The organism is Enterobacter cloacae complex sp. HYC033_NIDB, from assembly GCF_056673335.1.
In genome coordinates, this window is record NZ_CP115123.1 from 2,296,873 (window position 1) to 2,320,130 (window position 23,258).

At 55.3% G+C, this 23,258-nt stretch carries 22 protein-coding genes; 8 read left to right on the forward strand and 14 right to left on the reverse strand.

Annotated features, from left to right (window positions below):
- Positions 1-3: 3 nt before the first annotated feature.
- The 3 genes from O1721_RS11005 to O1721_RS11015 all read right to left on the reverse strand — a co-directional run bounded on the left by O1721_RS11005 (position 4) and on the right by O1721_RS11015 (position 3,854).
- Positions 4-2,547, reverse strand: coding sequence for a fimbria/pilus outer membrane usher protein (locus O1721_RS11005; protein ID WP_139152758.1), 2,544 nt, complete (start codon positions 2,545-2,547; stop codon positions 4-6).
- Between the two features lie 26 nt (positions 2,548-2,573).
- A complete protein-coding gene (locus O1721_RS11010; protein ID WP_032647779.1) occupies positions 2,574-3,248 on the reverse strand; it encodes a fimbrial biogenesis chaperone in 675 nt (224 codons plus the stop codon).
- 69 nt (positions 3,249-3,317) lie between these two features.
- Positions 3,318-3,854, reverse strand: coding sequence for a fimbrial protein (locus tag O1721_RS11015; protein WP_015571068.1), 537 nt, complete (start codon positions 3,852-3,854; stop codon positions 3,318-3,320).
- A 255-nt stretch (positions 3,855-4,109) separates the two neighbouring features.
- On the opposite strand from O1721_RS11015, the gene ybiB reads away from it, so the two are divergent.
- Positions 4,110-5,072: a DNA-binding protein YbiB gene (gene ybiB, locus O1721_RS11020; RefSeq protein ID WP_017693766.1), complete on the forward strand. Its 963-nt coding sequence runs from the start codon at positions 4,110-4,112 to the stop codon at positions 5,070-5,072.
- Positions 5,073-5,188: 116 nt separating this feature from the next.
- Here the strand turns inward: ybiB and ybiJ are convergent, their stop codons facing one another.
- The 3 genes from ybiJ to mcbA form a co-directional block, all read right to left on the reverse strand.
- Positions 5,189-5,449, reverse strand: a complete 261-nt coding sequence (gene ybiJ / locus O1721_RS11025) for a DUF1471 family protein YbiJ (protein ID WP_003858474.1) — start codon at positions 5,447-5,449, stop codon at positions 5,189-5,191.
- A gap of 285 nt (positions 5,450-5,734) precedes the next feature.
- Positions 5,735-6,001 carry a DksA/TraR family C4-type zinc finger protein gene (locus O1721_RS11030; RefSeq protein WP_017693765.1) on the reverse strand — a complete coding sequence of 89 codons (267 nt, stop codon included), beginning with the start codon at positions 5,999-6,001 and terminating at the stop codon, positions 5,735-5,737.
- Between the two features lie 123 nt (positions 6,002-6,124).
- Positions 6,125-6,388 (reverse strand): DUF1471 family periplasmic protein McbA, encoded by a 264-nt coding sequence (gene mcbA / locus O1721_RS11035; RefSeq protein WP_003858470.1) that lies wholly within the window; start codon positions 6,386-6,388, stop codon positions 6,125-6,127.
- A gap of 242 nt (positions 6,389-6,630) precedes the next feature.
- On the opposite strand from mcbA, the gene rlmF reads away from it, so the two are divergent.
- Positions 6,631-7,542, forward strand: coding sequence for a 23S rRNA (adenine(1618)-N(6))-methyltransferase RlmF (gene rlmF, locus O1721_RS11040; RefSeq protein WP_032647782.1), 912 nt, complete (start codon positions 6,631-6,633; stop codon positions 7,540-7,542).
- Positions 7,543-7,587: 45 nt separating this feature from the next.
- Here rlmF and ybiO read toward each other — a convergent pair whose 3' ends face one another.
- The 6 genes from ybiO to rhtA all read right to left on the reverse strand — a co-directional run bounded on the left by ybiO (position 7,588) and on the right by rhtA (position 14,185).
- Positions 7,588-9,798 carry a mechanosensitive channel protein gene (gene ybiO / locus O1721_RS11045; RefSeq protein ID WP_032647784.1) on the reverse strand — a complete coding sequence of 737 codons (2,211 nt, stop codon included), beginning with the start codon at positions 9,796-9,798 and terminating at the stop codon, positions 7,588-7,590.
- 120 nt (positions 9,799-9,918) lie between these two features.
- Positions 9,919-10,641, reverse strand: a complete 723-nt coding sequence (gene glnQ, locus O1721_RS11050; RefSeq protein ID WP_023296158.1) for a glutamine ABC transporter ATP-binding protein GlnQ — start codon at positions 10,639-10,641, stop codon at positions 9,919-9,921.
- Entirely contained in the window at positions 10,638-11,297 is a 660-nt protein-coding gene (gene glnP, locus O1721_RS11055) for a glutamine ABC transporter permease GlnP (protein ID WP_003858462.1), read from the reverse strand. The genes glnQ and glnP overlap by 4 nt, the downstream gene beginning before the upstream one ends.
- Positions 11,298-11,390: 93 nt before the next feature.
- Complete coding sequence (gene glnH, locus O1721_RS11060) at positions 11,391-12,134, reverse strand: glutamine ABC transporter substrate-binding protein GlnH (RefSeq protein ID WP_003858455.1); 744 nt, start codon at positions 12,132-12,134, stop codon at positions 11,391-11,393.
- A 361-nt stretch (positions 12,135-12,495) separates the two neighbouring features.
- Complete coding sequence (dps, locus tag O1721_RS11065; protein WP_000100801.1) at positions 12,496-12,999, reverse strand: DNA starvation/stationary phase protection protein Dps; 504 nt, start codon at positions 12,997-12,999, stop codon at positions 12,496-12,498.
- Between the two features lie 298 nt (positions 13,000-13,297).
- Entirely contained in the window at positions 13,298-14,185 is an 888-nt protein-coding gene (gene rhtA / locus O1721_RS11070; RefSeq protein ID WP_017384917.1) for a threonine/homoserine exporter RhtA, read from the reverse strand.
- Between the two features lie 354 nt (positions 14,186-14,539).
- Here rhtA and ompX point away from each other — a divergent pair, with 354 nt between their 5' ends.
- Complete coding sequence (ompX, locus tag O1721_RS11075; protein ID WP_003858450.1) at positions 14,540-15,058, forward strand: outer membrane protein OmpX; 519 nt, start codon at positions 14,540-14,542, stop codon at positions 15,056-15,058.
- Positions 15,059-15,174: 116 nt separating this feature from the next.
- Here the strand turns inward: ompX and O1721_RS11080 are convergent, their stop codons facing one another.
- Both O1721_RS11080 and mntS read right to left on the reverse strand, forming a co-directional pair.
- On the reverse strand, positions 15,175-16,758 hold the full coding sequence (locus O1721_RS11080) for a phosphoethanolamine transferase (protein WP_032647787.1): 1,584 nt from the start codon (positions 16,756-16,758) through the stop codon (positions 15,175-15,177).
- 269 nt (positions 16,759-17,027) lie between these two features.
- Positions 17,028-17,156 (reverse strand): manganase accumulation protein MntS, encoded by a 129-nt coding sequence (gene mntS / locus O1721_RS11085; RefSeq protein WP_032647789.1) that lies wholly within the window; start codon positions 17,154-17,156, stop codon positions 17,028-17,030.
- A gap of 183 nt (positions 17,157-17,339) precedes the next feature.
- Between mntS and mntR the strand changes: the two genes are divergently transcribed.
- The 5 genes from mntR to O1721_RS11110 all read left to right on the forward strand — a co-directional run bounded on the left by mntR (position 17,340) and on the right by O1721_RS11110 (position 23,206).
- Complete coding sequence (mntR, locus tag O1721_RS11090) at positions 17,340-17,813, forward strand: manganese-binding transcriptional regulator MntR (protein ID WP_015571059.1); 474 nt, start codon at positions 17,340-17,342, stop codon at positions 17,811-17,813.
- On the forward strand, positions 17,810-18,919 hold the full coding sequence (locus tag O1721_RS11095; protein ID WP_017384914.1) for an anion transporter: 1,110 nt from the start codon (positions 17,810-17,812) through the stop codon (positions 18,917-18,919). Before mntR ends, O1721_RS11095 begins: the two co-directional genes overlap by 4 nt.
- 101 nt (positions 18,920-19,020) lie before the next feature.
- The gene (locus tag O1721_RS11100) at positions 19,021-20,115 is read left to right on the forward strand and encodes an HlyD family secretion protein (protein ID WP_015571057.1); all 1,095 of its coding nucleotides are present in this window, start codon (positions 19,021-19,023) and stop codon (positions 20,113-20,115) included.
- On the forward strand, positions 20,112-21,683 hold the full coding sequence (locus O1721_RS11105) for a DHA2 family efflux MFS transporter permease subunit (protein ID WP_015571056.1): 1,572 nt from the start codon (positions 20,112-20,114) through the stop codon (positions 21,681-21,683). The genes O1721_RS11100 and O1721_RS11105 overlap by 4 nt, the downstream gene beginning before the upstream one ends.
- Positions 21,683-23,206, forward strand: a complete 1,524-nt coding sequence (locus O1721_RS11110) for an efflux transporter outer membrane subunit (protein ID WP_032647791.1) — start codon at positions 21,683-21,685, stop codon at positions 23,204-23,206. Before O1721_RS11105 ends, O1721_RS11110 begins: the two co-directional genes overlap by 1 nt.
- The last annotated feature ends 52 nt before the right edge of the window (positions 23,207-23,258 follow it).

Below are 23,258 nucleotides of genomic sequence, written 5' to 3' on the forward strand. Positions count from 1 at the left end.
TAATCAATGACACTGCGCGGCAGCGTTAATGATGCTGGTTTTCTCTTTCTCATCCGTTAGCGCATAGTCAGCGACGCAGTGCTCGCTCGCCTCCTGTCCCCAGGAAACGTTGAGATGCCCTTGCTGTGGCAGACCCGAGAGGTAAGTCTGGCCGTCATTTCCGACAATAAATTCGCTGTCCTTATCCCCGGTGGTGACCGTTGCGCCGAAGGGCAGCGGTTTACCATTTTGTGTAAGCGTCATCAGGACGCGATTACCCACGCGGGTAGTAAAGCTGGCGCGCACCACGGCCCCTCGGGTCGGCGTCACGATCTGCGCCGCGTGGGTGACGTCGGCATCCTCCGGCAGCGTTTCGGTATCCAGTGCGATGGTGTTATGGCGATACGCGGTCACGAACGGCACGACGGTATAGCCGCGGAAGTCAGTCTCCACGCCTGTCTGGTTGGTGATATGGGTGCCGTGCGTACCTGGCGCTTTCACCAGCGCGATGGTTTCACCGAGCGGCTGGCTCAGGGTTATCCCGTTAGCGTGGGCCACCACGCCGCCCTGCAAACCGACGTTCAGGGTCTGCTGATACTTATCCTGACTGACGCCTGCGCTCACTTCGCCGTAGGTCGCTTTGTAATCGGTGTTGATGCTGGTGGAGTTACCGCTGCCGGTGCTGCTCAGCCCTTCCTGGATATTCCAGTTCAGGTTGTCTTCTTTCAGCGCCGTACCGTTCAGGCCAATGTTCTGCGTGGTGCCGTCTTTGGTATTGTTCAGGTTGTAGGTGGCCCAGGTGTTATGCATCCAGCGATCCAGCGGAACCGAAACGCTCAGCGAGAACTGGTTGTCGTTTGTTACCTCATTACCGTCTTCATCGCTGTCGTGGGTGTTTTTGTTCATGCTGTAGCTGAGGCTGTAGCTCACGCCGTGCCAGCTGTTGTTGTAGCTGACGCTCAGGGAAGTCATGTCCTGACTCTGGCTCCAGTAGGTTTCCTTCACCATGCTCAGCGTGACCGACCCCCAGCCTTCTGGCAGCGTCTGGTCAACGGTGGCTTCGGTACGGGCGCGGCGCTGCTGGGGAGCAGACCAGTCGTCGGAGCGGGTATACGACTCCATGGTGTCGTCCAGGGTGTAAAACCCCTTGCTGTTATAGCGATAGCCCGCAAGCGAAAAGTTGGTGCCTGAACCGGCGAAATCTTTGCTGTAGCGTACGCGCCACGACTGGCCCTTGCTGGACTGCTGTTTTTTCAGCAGGGCTCTGGCGCGCGTCACGTCAATGGAGAACGCCCCCAAATCGCCCATGTTTTTCCCGGCGCCGAGCGCCTGGGACTGATAATGGCTGCTCTGCTGCACGCCGCCGTAGGCCGTGAAGCCGTGAGGTAAACCGTAGATGGCGCTTCCCTGGGCAAACGGGGTCTTTTCAACGTCTTTGTCATAAGAGCGATAACGCCCGGCGGTTACGCTGTAGCGCAGGTTTTTTTCACGCTGCAATACCGGCACGGAGGCAAACGGCACCACGAAATGACTTTCGCTGCCGTCAGTTTCTTTCACCGTGACCTGGAGGTCGCCGCTGCTGCCGGTGGGGTAGAGGTCGTTAATTTCGAATGCGCCCGGCGCGACCGTGTTTTGATAAATCACGTACCCGTTCTGGCGGACCATCACCAGCGCGTTACTGTGGGCGGTGCCGCGAATAATAGGGGCATAGCCTTTTTCGCTGTCCGGCAGCATGTCGTTGTCGGATTTCAGCTCCACGCCGGTGTAGGGGACGCTGTCAAAAACGTCGGAAGGTGAGGTGCTTTGACCCACCGTCACGTCACTTTTCATCGCCACCATATCGCGTTGCGCATAGGTATAAACGGAGGTGAATTTCTGTTCCTCCTCGTGGCCCGTGGTGCTGCGATTCCAGGTGGAGTAGTTACGAACGCGCCATGCCCCGAGGTTGAAGCCGGGACGCAGGTTAACGTACTGGCTGCTGCTATCCTCTTCACCCTGCTGGCGCGCATGGCTCTGGCTGGCGTTGACGCTGTAATTAAGCAGGCCCGCGTTGATCCCTTCGTCAAACTCTTTCGGGTCGATGTAACCGCGTGGCACCTGTCCGAGCGCCTTTTGCGGAATGCTCAGCAGCAGCTGCTGATTGCGCACGCGAAAGGTCGCGGATGCCGAAGGGATGGCGTGTAGATCGGCGCATTGACCTTCTGCCCTCAGCTGCGGATATTTTTGCGTTTTGATCCCGAGGCTCTTTAATTCGTCCAGTGTAAAACAAGGCTGAAGCGTGCTGGTGCCCTGCGGATCTTTAACTACGTTAAAGGTCACGTCACGGGTATCAATTTTATTGTTATTGATAAATACCGCGACCTGATATTTACCTGGCGCCTGACCGGGACCTTTTTCATAGACAGACAGATCGGTCTTTTCCTGCTGCGGGTTATCAATGTCCAGCAGGGCAGGGTTAAAATAATCATCAGCCAAAACCTGCTGCGCAAAGATCGCCATTGCCAGGCAACAAAAAGTCATCAGCAATGACGAAAATCGGCAGGTGAACGGCTTTTTATGGCTGTACATGATGATTTTATTACCGGGCAATATTACTAATGAACGGGTTTAGACCATGTCTGGCTGATGCTGCCGTAATCCGTAATAATGGAATACACGACGGTCGAGCCTCCGACATTGCCAGGTAAAGCAAAATGCGTTTCAGTTTTCGGCACAGCCCAAGTGGCTTTCGTGATTTTCTGACCATTCAGGGTGACGGCCTGAAAATTCATATAGAAAGGCGTGGGATTATTCACCACTAAATCATTCCCTTCGCGATGCCATTCAAGTTTATCGGCCATATCTTCTGGTTTGCCTTTTACCGCTGACGGGCGATAGAGCAATTTAATTCGGGTGTTAATGGCAATTTGCAGCGTATTTACGCCTTCAACATGCTTTGAGGACGGGATCGCTTTAATATTCAGCCAGTACAGAGATTCCCTGTCTTCCGGTAAATTTCCTCCCGTACGCACCACGCGTAGTACGTTATCTTCTTTCGCATCCAGTCGGAAAAGCGGCGGGGTGATCAGGAACGGGGCTTTGGCCAGGTTTTTACCACCGGAATCGACCCAGGACTGCACCAGATAATCCGTGGTATCTGGGTTTGAAAGACCAAGAGATGATTCCTTTTTATCTCCCTGATAGACCAGACGGGTGCCATTGATCACGACACCCGCCTGTGCCGAGGCTGCTACCAGTAAAAGAGTGCTCAGTAAATAACCGTGGCGCATAAAGATTTCTCAATAAAAAGATGAGATATTAATGCCCGCAAGAGCATTAATATCTCAGGATTGATAAGATCAGTTATAAATAACGGTGAAGGTCGATACAGAGTTAGCAGGGCCCGCAGTAACTGCCGCCTGAGTTTGAATATAACGCGCACCGAACTCCAGGTCGTTAACCTCCGTTCCGGAGGCTAAAGGATATTGCTTCGAAGGGGTATACAGAGTGACAGGCTGCCCGGAAGCGTCCATTAGCTGAATAGCTACACCAGTAGCCGCATCGGTATCGGGCGTTAATGCCAGCGTGGCATTATTATCCGCATCCGGGGTACCACCGAAGTTAATCGCAGCCGAGGTTACGGTTTCCGGACAATTGGTTAACTTAATATCAAACTTCGTGAGTGTGCTGGTAGAGCCTGCGCCGGTAAATACCGTTTTAGATACTTTTCCTAACTGAACATCTAATGGATTACTTAATCCATTCACGACCTGGCAAGCAGAATCGATAATTTCTCCGGTGAAATTAATCTGCCCTTCACCGTTGGTTTCCGCAAATGCGGATGCAGAACACCCCACCGTTGTGGCGATAAACAACCCTAATGCAACCTTGTTCATAGTAAATCCCAATGTGTTTCTGGCAAAAACGTTGCCTGGACGTTTTTACCGTTGACCCTTAATAACTTTCCGATGTTTATTTAATCAAAAAAAGGGCAGGTACGAATCTTTAGTTCCAATCACAAATAATGCAAATAGTGCTTGAGTTTATTTTTTTACCTGAAAACAGCAGGTTGATAATGATCACAAAACACTATCGGGTGCGTGTTCATCGGGCTATATTGTTAACAAGATGATGCTGTCAGGAGAAATGTCGTGGATTACCGCAAAATTATCAAAGAGGTAGGGCGTGGGAAAAACCATGCTCGCGATCTGGACCAGGAAACGGCCCGTGCGTTGTACACGCATATGCTGAATGGCGACGTGCCGGATCTGGAAATGGGCGGCATTCTGATTGCGCTGCGCATCAAAGGGGAAGGTGAGGCGGAGATGCGCGGTTTTTATGAGGCCATGCAGTCGCAGACGATGCGTTTAACCCCGCCCGTCACGAAGCCGATGCCGATTGTGATCCCGACCTACAATGGCGCGCGTAAGCAGGCAAACCTCACGCCGCTGCTGGCTATTCTGTTGCAGAAACTCGGTTTCCCGGTGGTGGTGCATGGCGTGAGCGAAGATCCGACGCGCGTGCTGACAGAAACCATTCTGGAATTATTAGGCATCGAACCCACTCTCCATGCTGGCCAGGCGCAGGCAAAGCTGGAGGGGAACCAGCCGGTCTATATTCCCGTGCGCGCGCTTTGCCCGCCGCTGGAAAAGCAGCTGGACATGCGCTGGCGCATGGGGGTGCGTAACAGCGCCCACACCCTGGCGAAGCTGGCGACGCCGTTTGCCGAAGACGCCGCGCTGCGTCTTTCCAGCGTCTCCCATCCGGAGTACGTGACGCGGGTCGGTCAATTCTTTGCCAAAATCGGCGGGCGAGCGCTGCTGATGCACGGGACTGAAGGGGAGGTTTACGCCAACCCGCAGCGTTGTCCACAGCTGATGCTGATTGAGCCTGCCGGGACGCGGGTCGTGCTGGAACGTGGGGAAGAGAACAGCGATGTGATCCTGCCTGAGTCGAAAGATCCGCAAGTCACCGCGCACTGGATCGTACAGTGTCTGGCCGGAAAGGTGCCGGTTCCGCAGTCTATCAAGCTGCAAATGGCCTGCTGTCTGCTGGCGGCAGGGGAAGTGGCGTCTGTGGACGCCGGGTTGCAGCGCGTGGCGCAGTCTTTTTAAGCAAAAAAAAGCCCGTCCAGTGGCGGACGGGCAAACAAGGGTAACAACAACAGGGTCAATGAGGGTTGGAGCATCTCACCAGAGGGTAGGGTGAGGGTGGAGCATAATTCGTTCGATTACTTGTAGATAACCGCAGTACCGCTCAGTTTGTTATTACCGTTAGTGGAGGTGATGGTGTATCCACTTGCGCCGGCAGCGGCAGCTTTTTCCGCCAGTTTGGCTTCCAGACCGTCCAGCGTGGTCGCGCCTTCAGCACTCACCACCCCGATTTTGTTCAGATCCTGTGCCTGAGTAGAGGAGACTGGCTCTACGGCGAAAGCGCCGAAAGACAGAGCGGACAGGGCAACAGCGGCAACAGCATATTTGATGGTTTTCATAGGTCAATTCTCGCAGGTTATTCTGTTAAGGGGACGATGTTCCGTCGATGTGATAAGTATCACGGTTTTTAGTGGAAGATAAAATCGAAGAGAATTGACGTGGTTGCTCAAAAAAATTGAATGACAAATAACTTATTGATTATTAATAAATTCAGAAGCGCAATTGACATTTCTTGGGGATGCGCTTTACAGAAGCCATCGGAAGGGCACGTTTTGCTACGCGTTTCGCTAAAAGTCGTGAGCGTAAAGTAAACGGCTGGCGCGGTTAACTTCGGTAAAGGAAAGTCAACGTAACTGGCTGTCTTTCGATCCTCTACGATTATATCCTGAATGTGCCGCATTTTTTGAATCTTTCTCCTGCTGACAGGCAATGCATAGCCGTACGCCAGGAATGGCTTTACGCCGTGCTTCAGGAATCGGATCCCCGCATTCTTCGCATTCCGTCAAACTTTCGCCGCGCGGAATTTCACCGCGAGCACGCGCGACCGCATCTTCAATGGTACTGTTGATCTGTTCGTTAACGGCGTCGTCATTCGCCCAGCCGGAAGCCATCATGTTCTCCTGATCTGTTTAAGCCATTCATCTTAATATGGGGTTAAAAAACGCACAGTCAAGGCGAAGGAAGGAAATGAGAACTGCATCTGCCTGGCAGATGCAGTGTGGGAAAAGAGGGCGTTATTTATAGATGGTCGCGGTGCCGTACATATGGTTATCGCCACCGGCGGCGTTCACCACGAAGCCTTTAGCCCCTTCCTGACGCGCTTTTTCGGCCAGCTTGTCCTGAAGGTCATCAAGGTTGCTTGCCCGGCTGACAGAGACCGTCCCGGCCGCACGTAGCTGGCTGGTGTCGTTGCTGTCGGTCAGAGGTTGAACGGACCAGGCTGAGAACGATGCGCCTGCCAGCGCACCCGCAATAATAAAGGTCAGATACTTTTTCATAATCACATCCTCAGGGGAAACAACAGGTGATTCCTCTTAAGTTTAGAAGCCTGACGCGCGTGATTTAGCGCAAAAATTTGATGATGATCTGCTTATTTTTTGAACGATAAATTCTGACAATTTGCTGACAGATCATAGACATACAGGTTGCTGATTTTCGTCGGTTTTTTGTGCAGCGCAGACAGATATTTACCCCCGCGCCGTCACAGGGTATCTTACGCGGCTGTCTAAAGGAGAATGCCATGACTTCCCAAAAGCCGGGATTGCACCCGCGTAACCGCCACCGTAGCCGCTACGACATGAAAGCCCTGTGCCTGAGCTGCCCGGAATTGCAGGATTTTATCGTTCAGACACCAGCCGGTGAACCGTCGGTAAACTTTGCCGATCCGCTGGCGGTTAAGACGCTGAACAAAGCGCTGCTGGCCCATTTTTATGGCGTTACGCACTGGGACATCCCGGATGGCTTTCTCTGCCCACCGGTGCCAGGACGTGCGGATTATGTCCATCATCTTGCCGATCTGCTGGCGGATGACAATGGCGGCGTGGTGCCGAAACAGGCCACCGTGCTTGATATCGGTACGGGCGCGAACCTGATCTACCCCCTGATAGGCGCACATGAGTACCAGTGGCGGTTTACCGGCAGCGAGATCGGCGCCGAAGCCTTCGCCAGCGCGCAGGCCATTATCAACGCTAACCCGGGGTTAAGCCGGGCCGTTCGTTTGCGTCGTCAAAAGGATGCCGCTGCTATTTTCAACGGCATTATTCACAAGAACGAACAATATGATGCCACCCTGTGCAACCCGCCCTTCCACGACTCCGCCGCCTCCGCACGTGCGGGAAGTGAACGCAAGCGGCGTAACCTGGGCCAGGCTGAAGACGGCGCGCTGAACTTTGGCGGCCAGCAGCAGGAGCTGTGGTGCGAGGGAGGGGAAGTGGCATTTATTTTGCGCATGATTGCCGAGAGTAAGGGCTTCGGTCGTCAGGTGAAATGGTTTACCACGCTGGTCTCCCGCGGCGATAACCTGCCGCCGCTTTACCGCGCGCTGACCGACGTCGGCGCGGTGAAGGTAGTCAAAAAAGAGATGGCGCAGGGCCAGAAGCAGAGCCGCTTTATCGCCTGGACCTTTATGGACGATAACAAACGCCGCAAATAGCCCCCCATCGCAGGCCGGGTAAGGCGAAGCCGCCACCCGGCTCGGTTACAGCGTCGGCTCTTGCGGAGGGAGCGGCGAAGCGGGCGGCGATAATACCTGATACGTCTGCACCGGCGCTCTCACGTTCGCCAGATCGAAGTGTTTTTTCACCATGCTGTCGAGGGCGAAGCGCACCGTCCACTGCTTCAGCGGCTGGGTGGTGAACGACACGCGCAGGGTAAAGGCAGTGTTCGTTAGCCCGACGATGCCCGCGAACGACGGTTCACCAATCACCAGCCCGCGAATATCCTCCATCTCCATCAGTTCGCTCACCGCATCCCGCAGCGCCTGCTTCGCCTTATCTGCATCCTCATGACGATCGACATCATAATTCGCCACCACCGAACCAATGCCGCGCACAAAGTTGGCAAAGGTGGTGATCGATGACCACGGAATAATGTGGTACGCGCCGGTATCCTGACGTACGCCGACGGAGCGAATGGACATCCTCTCCACCGTGCCGGTGAGCGGTCCGATGGTCACCAGATCCCCGGTGTTCATCCCGTTCTCAAACTGGATAAAAATGCCGGTGATAATATCCTTCACCAGCGTCTGCGAACCAAAGGAGATCGCCAGCCCCAGGGCACCGGCACCCGCCAGCAGCGGGGCGATATTCACGCCGATTTCCGACAGTACAATCATGATGGTGATGGTGCTGATGATCACCGCCAGCGCGTTGCGGCACAGGGTCAGCAGCGTGCGGGCGCGGGCGCTCGGCAGCGGCCTGCCGTGGACATCCGACACCAGACGGTTTTCGATAAGGCTTGCCAGCAGCGTCCAGCCGACGGCGGAGAAGAACAGGATCAGCGCGATACGAATAAGAATATCAACGGTCTTTTCCCCCGCGCCGTTATGCAGCCAGTTCCAGAAATCAAACAGCCCCCACGCGTTCAGCAGCAGCATAATTGCCACGCAGACCGTCAGAATACGCGCCACCTTCAGGGATACCGTCATCCAGCCATTTACCCGCTTTTGCAGTTCCGGGTAGTTACGCTGAACCTGCGGCGACAGGGTGATCGTTTTCGACAGCCAGCGGGAGAGCAGGCCAGAGACAAAGGCCGCAATGCCGATAATCGCCAGGCTTTTGAACGTCGCCCCCATCATAAATTTCAGGCTATTGCCCGGATCGAACAGGGAGAAGAAACAGAGCACAATAAAATAGGCGCTGGCCAGCCAGTGCCACACCAGCGCAAAGGCGCGAATAAAGAGGCTGAAAAAGGAGAGGGAGCGATCGGCCAGGTGCAGCAGGCTGTCGGTGATCGCTTTTTTATTGTGGAAGATGAGGTACAGCGCCCAGACGGTAATGCACAGCATGATCAGCACGTTCGCCAGCGCCCCGAACTGCACGTTAACCTGGTTGGAAATAATCGGCACGGCAACCAGCAGGCCATAACCGATCAACCCGCTCAGCACGCTGAGCCGCACCGCCCAGTATTTGGCGCTCTGATCCGAAATGGCGAAGGGGCGAAGGTCCGGCACGCGTGGGCAGAAGATCAACCGCAGGAGGGCTTTAAAGAACTCAATCAGGGCAAATGCATTGAGGAACAGTCCCTGCTGAAACGCGATGGTTTTGTTTCCGGTATTAAGTCGGTCGGCCAGCATCTGGCCGACAAACAGCGTCAGGGCCAGCAGCAGCAAATCGATGACAAACGCCCCGGTAATCATTGCCGGAAGATGCAGCCAGCTGCTTTTATGCTGATTCTTTTTGCGTCCCCACTGGCCCATTTTCCGGTAAAGCGGCCAGACAGACAGGCGCAACAGCCAGTAAAAAATGAAGACGGCGCCAGCCAGAATAGCAAACTGGGTGGCGGCTGCGGAAAAGGTGTGAGGATTAAAAGGCTTATGTGAGGTGCCAACCAGGTTGCGATAGAGCTGGGCAAAACGCGACGACAGGGCTTCCCCGTAGCGGCGACTGATGTCGGTGACGTTTTCCAGCACCGTTTTTTCTTCTTCGGCTTCCGGCGGCGCAATAGCAGGAACCGGATCCTGAGGCGGCGTGGCGGCCACCTTCCTCAGCTGATCGATCAGCTCCTGTCGGGACGTGTCGTTCTCAAGCACGTCGGCCAGCGCGCCGTAGGCGGCTTTTTTCTTTTCAGCGTCTGGCTCTGGCGGCGCATTTTGCTGGGTGGCGGTGGCTCCGGTGGTAACGCCGGGAAGGGTTACAGCAAGTGATGGCGCGCTAAACAGGCTAAACAGTAGCAACAGGATCCACGGCACGGCGTCCTCCGACAAAAATATCGTGCAAAATGATAAGTATAGAGCGCGGGGAGCGGAGGGGAGTTTTTGGGAACAATCCGGCGTAAAAAAGCCGGGCATGCCCGGCTCTGGGTGTGGCTATCAGGAGACGTGTTGCAGGAACTCCTGGAGGCGCTGGCTTGGTGGGTTCGCAATCAGCGCCTGCGGATTCCCGTCCTCCGCGATACGGCCCTTATCAATGAAGATCAGACGGGACGCCACCTTTTCGGCAAAGCCGATTTCGTGGGTAACGATCACCATCGTCATGCCTTCTTCCGCCAGATCCTGCATAACTTTCAGCACTTCGTGACGCAGCTCCGGGTCGAGTGCCGACGTTGGCTCATCGAACAGCATCATCTTTGGCTTCACCGCCAGCGCACGGGCAATGGCCACGCGCTGCTGCTGGCCGCCGGACAGCTCGGAAGGATAGTGGTGGGCACGCTCCGCCAGACCAACCTTCGCCAGCAGATCTCTTGCCAGCGCTTCCGCTGCCGCTTTGCTGGCCCCGCGCACGCGCAGAGGACCGAACATCACGTTTTCCAGCGCCGTGAGGTGCGGGAACAGGTAGAACTGCTGGAACACCATGCCCGCTTCCTGGCGGATCAGGCGCTCGTCCACTTTCGGATCGTTAACCTTCAGACCATCGACGATCAAATCGCCGCTGGTGATCTCCTCAAGCTTGTTAATGCAGCGCAGCAGGGTGGATTTGCCGGAACCGGACGGCCCGATGATCACCACCACTTCGCCCTGCCTGATGTTCAAATCGATATTGTGCAGCACCTGGGTTGGGCCAAAGTGCTTGGAAACGTTTTTAAATTCAATCACAGGATTTTCATCCTTCTTTCAAGACGACGCAGAACAAAGCTCAGGACAAGCGTGATAATCAGATAGACAACGGCGACCGCACTCCAGATTTCCAGAGCGCGGAAGTTACCCGCGATGATCTCCTGGCCCTGACGGGTCAGTTCGGCCACGCCGATAACAATAAACAGCGAGGTGTCTTTAATGCTGATGATCCACTGGTTACCCAGCGGCGGCAGCATGCGGCGCAGCGCCAGCGGCAGGATCACGTGACGAATGGTTTCGCGACGGGAAAGACCTAACGCCAGGCCGGCTTCGCTGAAGCCTTTATGAATCGACAGCACCGCACCGCGGGTAATTTCCGCAATGTAGGCGCCGGAGTTGATCATGATGGTGACAACGGCGGCGCTGAACGGGTCGATGCGCAGGTCGGTGAAGGCCATCGGCAGGGCGAAGTAGATGAACATGACCTGCACCACAATGGGGGTGCCGCGGATCACTTCGATGAAAACCAGTGCGATGTGGTTTGCAATCCAGCCGCCGTAGGTGCGGGCGAAACCGGCCACCAGACCGATAATCAACCCGCCAACCAGACCGAGGACCGAAATCCACAGGGTCATTTTAGCGCCTTCAAGCAAGAGAGGAATGGCAGGCCAGATGGCGCTCCAGTCAAACTGCATGATGTATTCCTGTATACCGTGGTGAAAAACAAAAAACGTAGGCCCGGTAAGCGGAAGCGCCACCGGGCGTTACAAACCTGAAGTCAGGTGAAATTATTTAGGCTCGGTACCGAACCATTTTTTGTAGATTTCGTTATAGGTGCCGTTCTCTTTCAGGGTTTTCAGCGCGCCGTTAACTTTGTTACGCAGGTCGTCGCTGCCTTTCGGGAACGCAATACCGTACTGCTGAGCTTCCAGGGAATCACCTACCGCTTTGAACTTGCCATTACCGGCGGTTTTGATGAAGTAAAGGATGTTAGGCGTGTCGTGCAGCACCGCGTCAGCGCGGTTGGTGCCCAGTTCCATGTAAGCGTTGTCGATGTTCGGGAACTGACGCAGGTCTTTGGTTTTGATGTTGGCTTTCGCGTAATCAACGGAGCCGGTTCCGCTCTTCACGGCGACCACTTTACCGTCGAGATCTTTCACGCTTTTCACGTCGTTGTTATCCGCTTTCACCATCACCAGCAGGCCGCTTTTGTAGTAGCCGTCAGAGAAGTCGATGGCTTTTTTACGCTCTTCGGTAATGGTGATGCCTGCCAGCGCCAGGTCAACGTTTTTGGTTTGCAGTGCCGGGATAATGCCGCTGAAATCCATTGGCTTCAGGGTGTAATCCAGTTTGAGTTCTTTTGCGACAGCGGCCCACAGATCCACGTCAAAACCAACGTATTTATCACCCTGTTTGAATTCAAACGGTACGAACGCCGTGTCAGTCGCCACAACCAGTTTGTCGGCAGCCTGCGAGGACACCGCAAACGCCAGGGTAAGTGCAGCCAGTGAAACTTTTAATACAGACTTCATAGCATTTCCTTTTATATCCACGGGGCGATCCCCTGCGAGAACCTCAGGCACAATGAAAAAATCGTGCCAATTTTACAAGCTGTTGTTTTGCAAAGGGGATGATGTCACGCATTGCACAAAAAGCGTGGCAATTTTGCCAGGTTGCACCAGAATGGAGCACCGTTTTGGTGCGCTTCGTTAAGGTCTTCTGACAAGGGGATATTTAGCGCAGAATCTGACGAAAAAACAATCTTCCGTTAACGGTTGTGTGAGGTGATTATTACATTTTATTCACTTTTGCGGCCATTGCGGGCAAAAGTGCGCACCATAAATGTGCAAAACCCCCGCCAGGGGCGAGGGTTATTCGGACAATCCGCAGGGATTATTCAATGTTGGACTCGATGAACCACAGGAACTGATCCAGGTCGCGTGATGCGGCAGTGAAGATATCAGCGGTATCTTCATCTTTGGCTTCGCCAATCGCTTTACGAACATCGTTCGCCACAATCGCATAACGATCCGCCAGCTCTTTCAGGTGATCCTGAACGGTATGGATATCCAGCGGATAGCTTTTCAGTGGCGTTTTGCTGTTGATCACCTGTGTTGTACCCAGTGCCACGCCACCCAGCTGTACGGCGCGCTCGGCCATGGTATCCAGGTGAGTCACCAGTGCTGTGCGGAAGCCATCCAGCATTTCATGAACGGCAATAAAGTTTGCACCGCGCATATTCCAGTGGGCCTGTTTGGTGATCAGCGAAAGATCGATGAACTGGACCACCTGGCGATTCAGCAACTCGATGGTCGCTTTTTTATCGCTATCCGATACATCGTTACGGGTATAAAGCAGATTAGACGCTTTCGTTTTCACCAGTTTAGCGGTACTCATAATCTCATATCCTCTTGATGTTTGTGTCCCAGGTAATTACGGGACTAAGTATAGCACCGGATTTTTTCTCTGCGGTTTGGCTCTGCCTATCGGTTTAATAGCGAAAGGAAGGTTGTATTATCAAATATTTGAAAAGTAAGTGGTTTATTTAAATTGATACAGATCAATCTTAATTCGCTTTCCCGGAAGGCGAGCAGGTGAAATATTTTGGCAATATGAGAGAGTTTGTAAGAAATTATTTGAGCTACTGACGTGGCGTATATTCTGCATGGCGGGTTAGCCATGCAGAATTTAAGGCTTAGTTGAGGTCTATTTTTTCCACTTTAGGTTCCGGACGCATGGTCAGGGTGGAGCCCATAGACGCCGCGATAATGGAACAGAGCGCCAGCGTTTGTACCAGGGTCAGGGTTTCACCGAGGAAAATCATTCCTGAGATGGCGGCCAGCGCGGGCTCCATGCTCATGAGCGTACCAAAAATGCGTGTGGGCAGGCGCGTCAGGGCGATCATCTCCAGAGAGTAGGGCAGCGCCGTGGAGAGAATGGCAACCGCCAGCCCAACCGGCAGGATTGACCATTGCCATATTGAGTCTGTCGCTTGTGCCATTCCAATCGGGACAAAGATAACGGCGGCAATCAGCGAGCCTAAGGCGACCGTCGCGGGGCCGTGCTCTTCCCCCGCACGCTGGCCAGTGAGAATATACACCGCCCAGCATGCCCCCGCGCCCAGCGCCAGAGCTGCCCCTGTCAGATCGATTTGTGAAACGCTTTGCCCGAGCGGCAGCAGGAACCATAGCCCCAGCACGGCCAGTACGACCCAGATAAAGTCTACCGGACGACGAGAAGAGAAGAGGGCAACCGCCAGCGGGCCGGTAAATTCAAGCGCGACCGCGATCCCCAGCGGGATCGTCTGAATAGAGAGATAGAACATGTAGTTCATCCCTCCCAGCGCCAGCCCATAAAAAAGCAGAGGCAGTCGCTGCTCCTTTTTAAACCGTAGCCGCCAGGGTTTAAAAACAACCACGAGGATCAGGGTGCCTAATGCGATACGCAGCGCCGTGACGCCGGGCGCACCAACCAGCGGAAACAGCGATTTTGCCAGCGACGCGCCGCTTTGTATGGACATCATCGCGATAAGTATGACTGCCACCGGCATCCAGACCGACGATTTACGAGGTAAACCTGGCATCCTTTCTCCTGTCAATTTATGTCAAATGAGGTAAAAGTCGCAGTGTAATGGAAATAAGCTGCAACGGTTGAGCTACTGTTGAAAAAAATCCAGGGAAAATCCGTAAAATGAGAAAACGTTGATGATTTTATCGCCTGAAAGATTAGGAATAATCTGGATGAACTAAATGGCGATGACGCGCACTATTAGCATTTACAGGTGAAAATCTGGAGTTATTTGAACGAGATAGCTGGTGCTGGAAATGTTCTGTTACAGGAAAGGTCGCATTAGACATCGTGAATGACAAAGAGTTTCACAGAATTTTTTGATATATTTAAAACTTACGGACTTACTTGAAGCACATTTGAGGTGGTTATGAAAAAAATTGCATGTCTTTCAGCACTGGCAGCTGTTCTGGCTGTTTCCGCAGGTACCGCTGTAGCGGCAACTTCTACTGTAACCGGTGGTTACGCTCAGAGCGATATGCAGGGCGTGATGAACAAAACCAACGGTTTCAACCTGAAGTACCGTTACGAGCAAGACAACAACCCGCTGGGTGTGATCGGTTCTTTCACTTACACCGAGAAAGATCGTACTGAAAATGGCTCTTACAATAAAGGTCAGTACTACGGCATCACCGCGGGTCCTGCTTACCGCCTGAATGACTGGGCAAGCATCTACGGTGTTGTAGGTGTTGGCTACGGTAAATTCCAGCAGACCGAAAACCAGGGTCTGAACCGTACTGCAAGCAACAGCGACTATGGTTTCTCCTATGGCGCAGGTATGCAGTTCAACCCAATCGAAAACGTTGCTCTGGACTTCTCCTATGAGCAGAGCCGTATCCGCAACGTTGACGTTGGCACCTGGATCGCGGGCGTAGGTTACCGCTTCTAATCACTTCGGTGAGCCAGTAAAAAATCCGCCCGATGTGGCGGATTTTTTTTGTTTGTACCCTCTCCCCGTGGGAGAGGGCCAGGGTGAGGGCATCAGCCCGTACGAAACGGCAGAAATTACTTACTTTTAATATCGAAAATATCCGTCCCAAGATGGTTATAGTCGACTTTCTGTAACTTAAAGTTGGTAATGTAAACTGGCGGGCCCTTCTTCCCGGAGATAAACGGGTAATCATTTTTTATCTCTTTCGCCTTAATCCCCGTCCATTGTGAGAAGAATTTCAGGAAATCGTTCGCGGAACGGCGCGCTTTGATGATGCGATGCGTTTTGTCATCACTCGACAGCACCATAAACGGTACCTGGAAGTTTTGCTGGAACTTGTCATCGTGTGCCAGATACTGCACCTGTTTACCGCGCTCCTTAAATGCCAGACCGTGGTCAGAGAAATAGACCATCGAGAAGCTGTCGCCGCTGTTGCGCAGCTGTGAGTACAGCTTGCTGAGCAGATCGTCGGTTTGCGTCATGGTGTAGAGATAACACGAGGTCTCTTTGGATTGCACAAACTCCGCATATTTTCCCCCGGTACGATCGCATGCCTGCGGGTGTGACCCCATCAGGTGCAGGACAATCAGCTGCGGCTGGGTGCGCTGAGTAGCAAAGACCTGCGCCGTCATTTTTAGCAACGCTTCATCTTTTGTGTTTTTATCGGCTTCGAAATCACCGCTTTTCAGGAACTGTACCTCGTCGGCACGCTTCGCGATGCTGGCGATGGCGGTATCATACTCGCCGATCTGTCCCTGGTTAGAGAACCACCATGTCTGAAAACCTGCCCGGTTGGCCAGGGTGACAAAATTATCCTGAAACTGCGGTTTTCCATCCACCACGCGGTTGAGCGTCAGACCGAGTGATTTCTGCGTCGAGCCGCTGGCCGCCACGTAGTCGGTAAACAGCGTACCGTTAACGGAGCTGGCAAACGGCGTGTTATCCCAGTGACCGCCAAACGCGCCGAGCGCATCGCGACGCGCGCTTTCCCCGATCACCACCACGTAAGTGTGATACTTCGGTTTCACCGCCAGCACGTTCCAGGTATCTTTCATGGTGGAAAGCTCGGCCATACGCGCCTGCTCGTCGAGCACTTCCTCGTTATTCACCACCACGTCTTTGACGAAGCGAAACACCGGATACCCGGTATCTTTAAGCTTAAACACGCCGCCCCAGGCCAGGTTTTGTACCGGCGCAACAAAAAACGTCACCACACTAAAGGCCAGGCACAGGCTTTCAATTTTACCCCATGCCTTTTTCCCGACGGGCTTACGACGAACCGCAATCACGCCGAGGGCAAAAATGAAAAGGCCAACCACGTAGTTGTACCAAGGAAAGATCGTCAGGATCTCTGTGGACTCTTCCATATTGGTGGAGTGGAGCGCCAGCAGAGTATTAAAGTTCGGCGCGCCATAGGCCTGGCCAAACGGGAAATAGGCGGCAGCAATCAGACAACAGATCCCGATAAGCATTTTCTGCACGCGCGGTGCGCTTCGCCAGAGCAGGTGAAGAATACAGGTGAATCCGACGGCATAAAGCAGGCTAAAGGGGTAGCCAAGAGCAAAGTTAATCAACAGCGATTGCAAAAAATAGAATCCCGTCCACGGGCTTAAGGCCCGGCTGCGGGTAACAAGTGTATCAATCAGGGTTACGTTCATAGATCACTATCACGAAAACGCCATGTGCTCACCCTGGCGTCAAGGGTCAAAGCCTGCCGGACAGTGCGTGGAAAGGGAATGAGAGGTCCGCTTCAGCGAGCCGCAAATTGTGCAGGGCTGCAAGAAGATAGTGCGAGCGTGAATTAAGGTCAACAGTTGCTAAACAGATGTTTTGCGAAGGGGGCTGCAAATCCGCAAAAATAATCGGGAACAGGCCAGTTTACAACGTAAGTGTGACGGGAAAATGAAGCGGCGTACCGCGACGCCGCTTAGTGGGAAGAATTGTCGTCCTGCTGCGGTTTGGCGTTAAACATATCGCACAGCATGTTCAACAGCATCAGGCGCACTTTAAAAGGAGAGTGGGTAAACACGTTCATACACCTCTTGAATTGATTCATAAGACCTCCTGATTCATGATCCCTTCGATCCATGAAGGGTGACTGCATTACATACAGATATAGCACAGGCTATATTGTATAGCTATGGCTAATTCGTTAATTTTTTGTGCTTGTAGAGCTATGGTTTACAATGTGCGCTCCGTTACAGGGCGCTGGAAGCGTCAACCCCATTGAGGAAGCACAATGAACCGTCGCGCAGGTAAGCCAACAACAAAAAAAACGACGCAACTGGTGAACGTTGAAGAGCATGTGGAAGGCTTCCGCCAGGTGCGTGAGGCGCACCGCCGGGAGCTGATTGATGATTATGTCGAACTGATCTCTGATCTGATCCGTGAGGTTGGAGAAGCGCGCCAGGTGGATATGGCCGCACGCCTTGGGGTGTCGCAGCCAACCGTTGCCAAAATGTTAAAACGTCTGGCGTCGGTCGGGCTGATCGAAATGATCCCCTGGCGCGGGGTGTTTCTCACCGCTGAGGGCGAGAAGCTGGCGCAGGAGAGCCGCGAGCGACACCAGATCGTCGAGAATTTTTTACTGGTGCTGGGCGTCAGCCCGGAAATTGCCCGTCGGGATGCCGAAGGTATGGAACACCACGTCAGCGAGGAGACGCTGTTGAAGTTCCGCGAGTTTACGCTCAAATACGGTCCCTCCGCTGAATGAACATCCCCGGCTTGCAGGCCCTGAAACGCGATCGCTTTTTCCATCTTTTACTGATCACTGGCGTTGGGCTCAGCGTCTTTGTGCCCTTCACGCCGCACACCTGGCCGGCGGCCATAGACTGGCGCACCATTATTACTCTGAGCGGTTTGATGATGCTCACCAAAGGCGTGGAGCTGAGCGGCTATTTTGACGTGCTGGGGCGCAAAATGGTGCGCCGCTTCGCCACCGAGCGCAAGCTGGCCCTGTTTATGGTCTTTTCGGCGGCGCTGTTGTCGACGTTTCTCACTAATGACGTGGCGCTTTTTATCGTGGTGCCGCTTACGCTCACGCTGCGTAAGCTGTGCGAAATACCGGTTACCCGTCTGATTATCTTTGAAGCGCTGGCCGTCAATGCGGGCTCGCTGCTCACGCCTATCGGTAACCCGCAGAACATTCTGCTGTGGGGACGCTCCGGCCTGTCGTTTACCGCGTTTACCGGGCAGATGGCGCCGCTGGCGCTGGCGATCGTGGCGTCGCTGCTGGCGGTGGGCTGGTTTGCTTTCCCGAATAAATCGTTGCAGTACCACAGCGGTACAACCGGCCCCCAGTGGCAGCCGCGTCTCGTCTGGAGCTGCCTGGGGCTGTATATCGTTTTCCTTATCGCTCTGGAGTTAAACCAGGCGCTGGCGGGCGCGCTGCTGGTGGCGTGCGGCTTCCTGTTCCTCGCCCGGCGGGTGCTGGTGAGCGTTGACTGGACGCTGCTGCTGGTGTTTATGGCGATGTTTATTGACGTCCATCTCCTGATCCAGCTTCCGGTATTGCAGAACGTTCTCCATAGCGTCAGCGGTCTGTCGCAGCCGGGATTATGGCTGACGGCGATTGGTCTCTCGCAGGTGATCAGTAACGTGCCGTCCACCATTTTGCTGCTTAACTATGTTCCCCCAACGGTACTGCTGGCGTGGGCGGTCAACGTCGGCGGCTTTGGGCTGCTGCCCGGCTCGCTGGCTAACCTCATCGCCCTGCGGATGGCCAACGATCGCCGCATCTGGTGGCGCTTCCATTTATGGTCAATCCCGATGCTGCTCTGGTCAGCGGCGGTCGGTTTCGGACTATTCCTTCTCATATAGTGCGCAATTTGTCAGTTTTTCCTGGCAAATGTATAGCAACGTCCTAGCTTTAGTGAACGGCATAGTGTGATGCCGCTCACTGACAGGACCGTTGCTGAACTATGGCAGAAGATCAAAACCCACCTGCTGACGAGCAGGATCAAAACAATAACGAGCGCAAGCGCCCGGGGAAAAAACCGTTAATTATCCTTGGCATCGTGGTCATCGTGATGGTGATTGTGGCGCTGGTCTGGTGGTTTTTAACCCGTAACGAAGAGACCACCGACGACGCCTTCACCGACGGCGACGTTGTAACCATTGCCCCAAAAACGGCAGGCTACGTCACCGAACTTCGCGTGCGGGATAACCAGCGCGTGAAGAAAGGGGATGTGCTGGTGGTGATCGATCCGCGTGATACCACCGCCCAGCGCGATCAGGCCCAGGCTCAGCTTGGGCTGGCGGTTGCGCAGTTGCATCAGGCGCAGGCGCAGCTGGCGCTCTCGAAGGTGCAATATCCCGCTCAGCGCGATGAAGCCAAAGCCCAGGTACTGAAAGCCCAGGCGGATATGGCCAACGCGCAGGCGGAGTACCGCCGTCAGCGCGGCGTTGACCCGCGCGCGACCACGCAACAAAGTATCGATGCCGCGAACGCTCAACTGAGGAGTGCCCAGGCGGGTCTGGCCAGCGCGCAGGCGCAGCTGGAAGTGGCGGAGCAGGTTCAGCTGCAAATCCGCCAGCAGGAGACCAACGTCGAAGCCCGCGAACGGCAGGTCGATCAGGCCAGAGCGCAGCTGGAAACCGCCAACCTGAACCTCTCTTATACCGAAGTCCGCGCCCCGTTCGACGGTTTTGTCACCAAACGCAACGTCCAGCCCGGTACGCTGGTGCAGGCAGGTACGGCGCTGTTCTCGCTGGTTTCCCCGAACGTGTGGGTGGTGGCGAACTTCAAGGAGTCGCAGCTTGAGCGCATGAAGCCGGGCGACAAAGTGACCGTGTCCGTCGATGCCTGGCCGGATATGGAGCTGGAAGGCCATATCGACAGCATCCAGCAGGGCAGCGGCTCGCGCTTCTCCGCCTTCCCGTCGGAAAACGCCACCGGTAACTTTGTGAAGATCGTTCAGCGCGTGCCGGTGAAAATCGTCATTGATAAAGGGCTGGATCCGAACAAGCCGCTGCCGCTGGGGCTGTCGGTTGAACCGAAGGTCACCGTGGAATGACGGATCACAGCCACGATAACTGGAAGCCCGCCAGTAACCCGTGGGCGGTGGCGATTGTGGTCACCCTGGCGGTGTTTATGGAAATTCTGGACACCACCATCGTCAACGTGGCGTTGCCCCACGTCGCGGGGTCGCTCTCGGCCAGCTATGACGAATCCACCTGGGTGCTCACCAGCTACCTGGTGGCGAACGGCATCGTGCTGCCAATTTCGGCTTTTCTGAGCCGTCTGTTTGGTCGCAAGCAGTTCTTCCTGATCTGCATTGTGATGTTCACCATCTGCTCGTTCCTGTGCGGCATCGCCACCGAGCTATGGCAAATCATCCTGTTCCGCGTGATGCAGGGGTTCTTTGGCGGCGGATTGCAGCCTACCCAGCAGTCGGTGCTACTCGACTACTTCAAGCCGGAGGACAGGGGCAAAGCCTTTGGCCTTTCATCCATTGCCATTATCGTCGCGCCGGTACTCGGTCCCACGCTGGGGGGCTGGATCACCGATAACTACTCCTGGCGCTGGGTGTTCTTTATCAATATCCCGGTAGGGATTGTGACGGTGCTGGCCATCTATCAGCTGCTGGAAGATCCGCCGTGGGAGAAAAAGTCGGAAGAGAAGCTCACCGTCGACTGGACGGGGATCGGCCTGATCGCCCTCGGTCTTGGCTGTTTGCAGGTGATGCTCGACCGGGGCGAAGATGATGACTGGTTCTATTCGAACTTTATCCGCACCTTCGCAGTACTGACGCTGGTCGGCATTATCGGCGCGATCTACTGGCTGATGTATGCCAGAAAGCCGGTGGTGGATCTGCACTGTATGAAGGACCGCAACTTTGCGATCTCCAGCCTGCTGATGGCGGGGATGGCGATGATCCTGTACGGCAGTTCGGTGGTTATTCCGCAGCTGGCGCAGCAGGATTTGGGCTATACCGCCACCTGGTCCGGGCTGGTGCTCTCGCCCGGCGCGGTGCTGATTGTGCTGACCATCCCGCTGGTGCTGAAGCTGATGCCGGTGGTGCAGACGCGCTGGATCATCGCCTTCGGCTTTACCTGCCTGGCGGTGTCGTTCTTCTGGTCCCGCACGCTGACGCCGGATATCGACTTCGAAACGCTGGTGCTGTTCCGCAGCGCGCAGTCGATTGGACTGGGGTTCCTGTTTGTGCCGCTGACCACCATCGCCTTTATCTCGATCCCGAGGCGGCTTAACGCCGACGCGGCGGCGCTGTTTACCATGTTCCGCAACGTGGCCGGCTCGATTGGGATTTCTCTCTCGACGGCGGCGATCACCGAGCGCTCGCAGGCGCACAGCGCGCATCTGGCTTACCACGCTTCGCCGTTTAACGAGCAGTTCCAGCTGGCGATTCGCGAAAGCGCCCAGGCGATCCAGAACTTCACCACTCAGGTGGGCGATCCGACCGGCATTGCCACCGGGCGGATGTACCAGACGATGATCGAGCAGTCGCGCTTTCTGGCCTACATTGACGTCTTCACCATTCTGAGCGCGGTGGCCCTATTACTGATTCCGTTTTGTTTGTTGCTCTCGCCGGTTAAGAGCGAGGGGAGTGCAGGAGCACACTGATGATACACAGACGTTTACACCCCCTGATGATAATGATGCTGCTGGTGGGCTGCGCCGTCGGGCCGGACTACCAACAGCCTGCACCGCCCGCCACCACGCACTGGAACGATAAGGGCGACAGCGCGGTGAAATCGCAAACTTCCTCCGCGGCCACTAACCCGCGCTGGTGGAAAACCTTCGGCTCGCCGCAGCTCGACAGCCTGATTGAACGCGCCATCGCCGGGAATCTGACGCTACAGCAAACGGTATTACGCATTGCCGGCGCGCGCGAACAGATTAACCAGGCCGGCGGGGCGTTTTTCCCGTCGGTGAATGGCAATGTGCAGGCGACGCGCCAGCAGCTTGGGCTGGAAGGGGAGCTGAAATCCCACGGCGTGTATGACCAGTTGAATAATGTCGATCCTGAACTGCGGGGCGCGTTAGGCCCGCTGACGCAGCCGATAAACCTCTATCAGGGCAGCTTCGACGCCCAGTGGGAAATCGACCTGTGGGGCAAGGTGCGCCGTCAGGTAGAAGCGGCTGAGGCGCAGCAGCGGGCGGCGATCGAGCAGCGTAACGATGCGCTGGTCTCGCTGGAAGCCGAAGTGGCGCGGGCGTGGCTACAGCTGCGTGGGGCGCAGAGCATCATTGCCACGCTTAATACGCAAATTGAAAGCGCACAGCAGACGCTGGATCTGACCGAAAGCCGCCAGCGGGGCGGGCTGTCGCCGCAGATGGACGTGGAGAACGCCCGGGCGCAGCTGGGCAATCTTGAAGCGCAGCTGCCGCAGTATCAGGCGCAGGAACGCCAGGCGATGAACGGGCTGGCGATCCTGCTCGGCAAACCGCCGGGCGCGCTGGATGCCGAACTGCAATCCGTGCAGCCGATGCCCGCGCTGCCGGATATTGTGCAGACCGGTATTCCGTCGACGCTGGCCCGCCGTCGCCCGGACGTGCGCGAAGCCGAGGCGAATCTCCATGCCGCCACGGCGCAGATTGGCGTCTCGGTGGCAGAACTGTTCCCGAGCTTTACCCTCTCCGGACAGTTTGGCCTGCGCAACAGTGAATCTAACTGGCTGACCGACTGGAGCAGCCACTTCTACAGCTTTGGCCCGCAGGTTTCCATACCGATTTTCCAGGGCGGTCGGCTGGTCTCCAGCGTCAAGGTGGCGCGCGCGCAGCAGGGGGCGGCAGTGCTGGACTATCGCCAGACGGTACTGACGGCGCTCGGCGACGTTGAAAACGCGCTGGTGAGCTATCGCACCGACCAGCAGCGTGAAGCGGGCCTGGCGAAAACCATCGACGCGCTGCAAAACGCCTTTGATCTCGCCAGCGACAGCTACCGGCAGGGGATCGCCAGCTTTATTGACGTGCTGGACGCCCAGCGTCAGCTCGCTCAGGCCGAACAGCAGCGGGCGCAGGCGCAGGTGCAGAGCGCGCTTGATCTGGTGGCGCTCTACAAAGCCCTCGGCGGCGGCTGGGAGCCGTATCAGCAGGTGCGGCTGCCAGGCTACAGCGTCTTTGGCGACGCCCCACGCGGATAGATTCAGAGGATTGGGCAAGAAACGGACAGGAACGCCACATTCGCGATGGCTG

What these genes read in the sequence shown, in the direction of transcription:
- O1721_RS11005 (WP_139152758.1), bottom strand. Translation starts at nt 2,547, where the DNA reads ATGTACAGCCATAAAAAGCCGTTCACCTGCCGATTTTCGTCATTGCTG.
- O1721_RS11010 (WP_032647779.1), bottom strand. Translation starts at nt 3,248, where the DNA reads ATGCGCCACGGTTATTTACTGAGCACTCTTTTACTGGTAGCAGCCTCG.
- O1721_RS11015 (WP_015571068.1), bottom strand. Translation starts at nt 3,854, where the DNA reads ATGAACAAGGTTGCATTAGGGTTGTTTATCGCCACAACGGTGGGGTGT.
- ybiJ (WP_003858474.1), bottom strand. Translation starts at nt 5,449, where the DNA reads ATGAAAACCATCAAATATGCTGTTGCCGCTGTTGCCCTGTCCGCTCTG.
- O1721_RS11030 (WP_017693765.1), bottom strand. Translation starts at nt 6,001, where the DNA reads ATGGCTTCCGGCTGGGCGAATGACGACGCCGTTAACGAACAGATCAAC.
- mcbA (WP_003858470.1), bottom strand. Translation starts at nt 6,388, where the DNA reads ATGAAAAAGTATCTGACCTTTATTATTGCGGGTGCGCTGGCAGGCGCA.
- rlmF (WP_032647782.1), top strand. Translation starts at nt 6,631, where the DNA reads ATGACTTCCCAAAAGCCGGGATTGCACCCGCGTAACCGCCACCGTAGC.
- glnP (WP_003858462.1), bottom strand. Translation starts at nt 11,297, where the DNA reads ATGCAGTTTGACTGGAGCGCCATCTGGCCTGCCATTCCTCTCTTGCTT.
- glnH (WP_003858455.1), bottom strand. Translation starts at nt 12,134, where the DNA reads ATGAAGTCTGTATTAAAAGTTTCACTGGCTGCACTTACCCTGGCGTTT.
- dps (WP_000100801.1), bottom strand. Translation starts at nt 12,999, where the DNA reads ATGAGTACCGCTAAACTGGTGAAAACGAAAGCGTCTAATCTGCTTTAT.
- rhtA (WP_017384917.1), bottom strand. Translation starts at nt 14,185, where the DNA reads ATGCCAGGTTTACCTCGTAAATCGTCGGTCTGGATGCCGGTGGCAGTC.
- ompX (WP_003858450.1), top strand. Translation starts at nt 14,540, where the DNA reads ATGAAAAAAATTGCATGTCTTTCAGCACTGGCAGCTGTTCTGGCTGTT.
- O1721_RS11080 (WP_032647787.1), bottom strand. Translation starts at nt 16,758, where the DNA reads ATGAACGTAACCCTGATTGATACACTTGTTACCCGCAGCCGGGCCTTA.
- mntS (WP_032647789.1), bottom strand. Translation starts at nt 17,156, where the DNA reads ATGAATCAATTCAAGAGGTGTATGAACGTGTTTACCCACTCTCCTTTT.
- mntR (WP_015571059.1), top strand. Translation starts at nt 17,340, where the DNA reads ATGAACCGTCGCGCAGGTAAGCCAACAACAAAAAAAACGACGCAACTG.
- O1721_RS11095 (WP_017384914.1), top strand. Translation starts at nt 17,810, where the DNA reads ATGAACATCCCCGGCTTGCAGGCCCTGAAACGCGATCGCTTTTTCCAT.
- O1721_RS11100 (WP_015571057.1), top strand. Translation starts at nt 19,021, where the DNA reads ATGGCAGAAGATCAAAACCCACCTGCTGACGAGCAGGATCAAAACAAT.
- O1721_RS11105 (WP_015571056.1), top strand. Translation starts at nt 20,112, where the DNA reads ATGACGGATCACAGCCACGATAACTGGAAGCCCGCCAGTAACCCGTGG.
- O1721_RS11110 (WP_032647791.1), top strand. Translation starts at nt 21,683, where the DNA reads ATGATACACAGACGTTTACACCCCCTGATGATAATGATGCTGCTGGTG.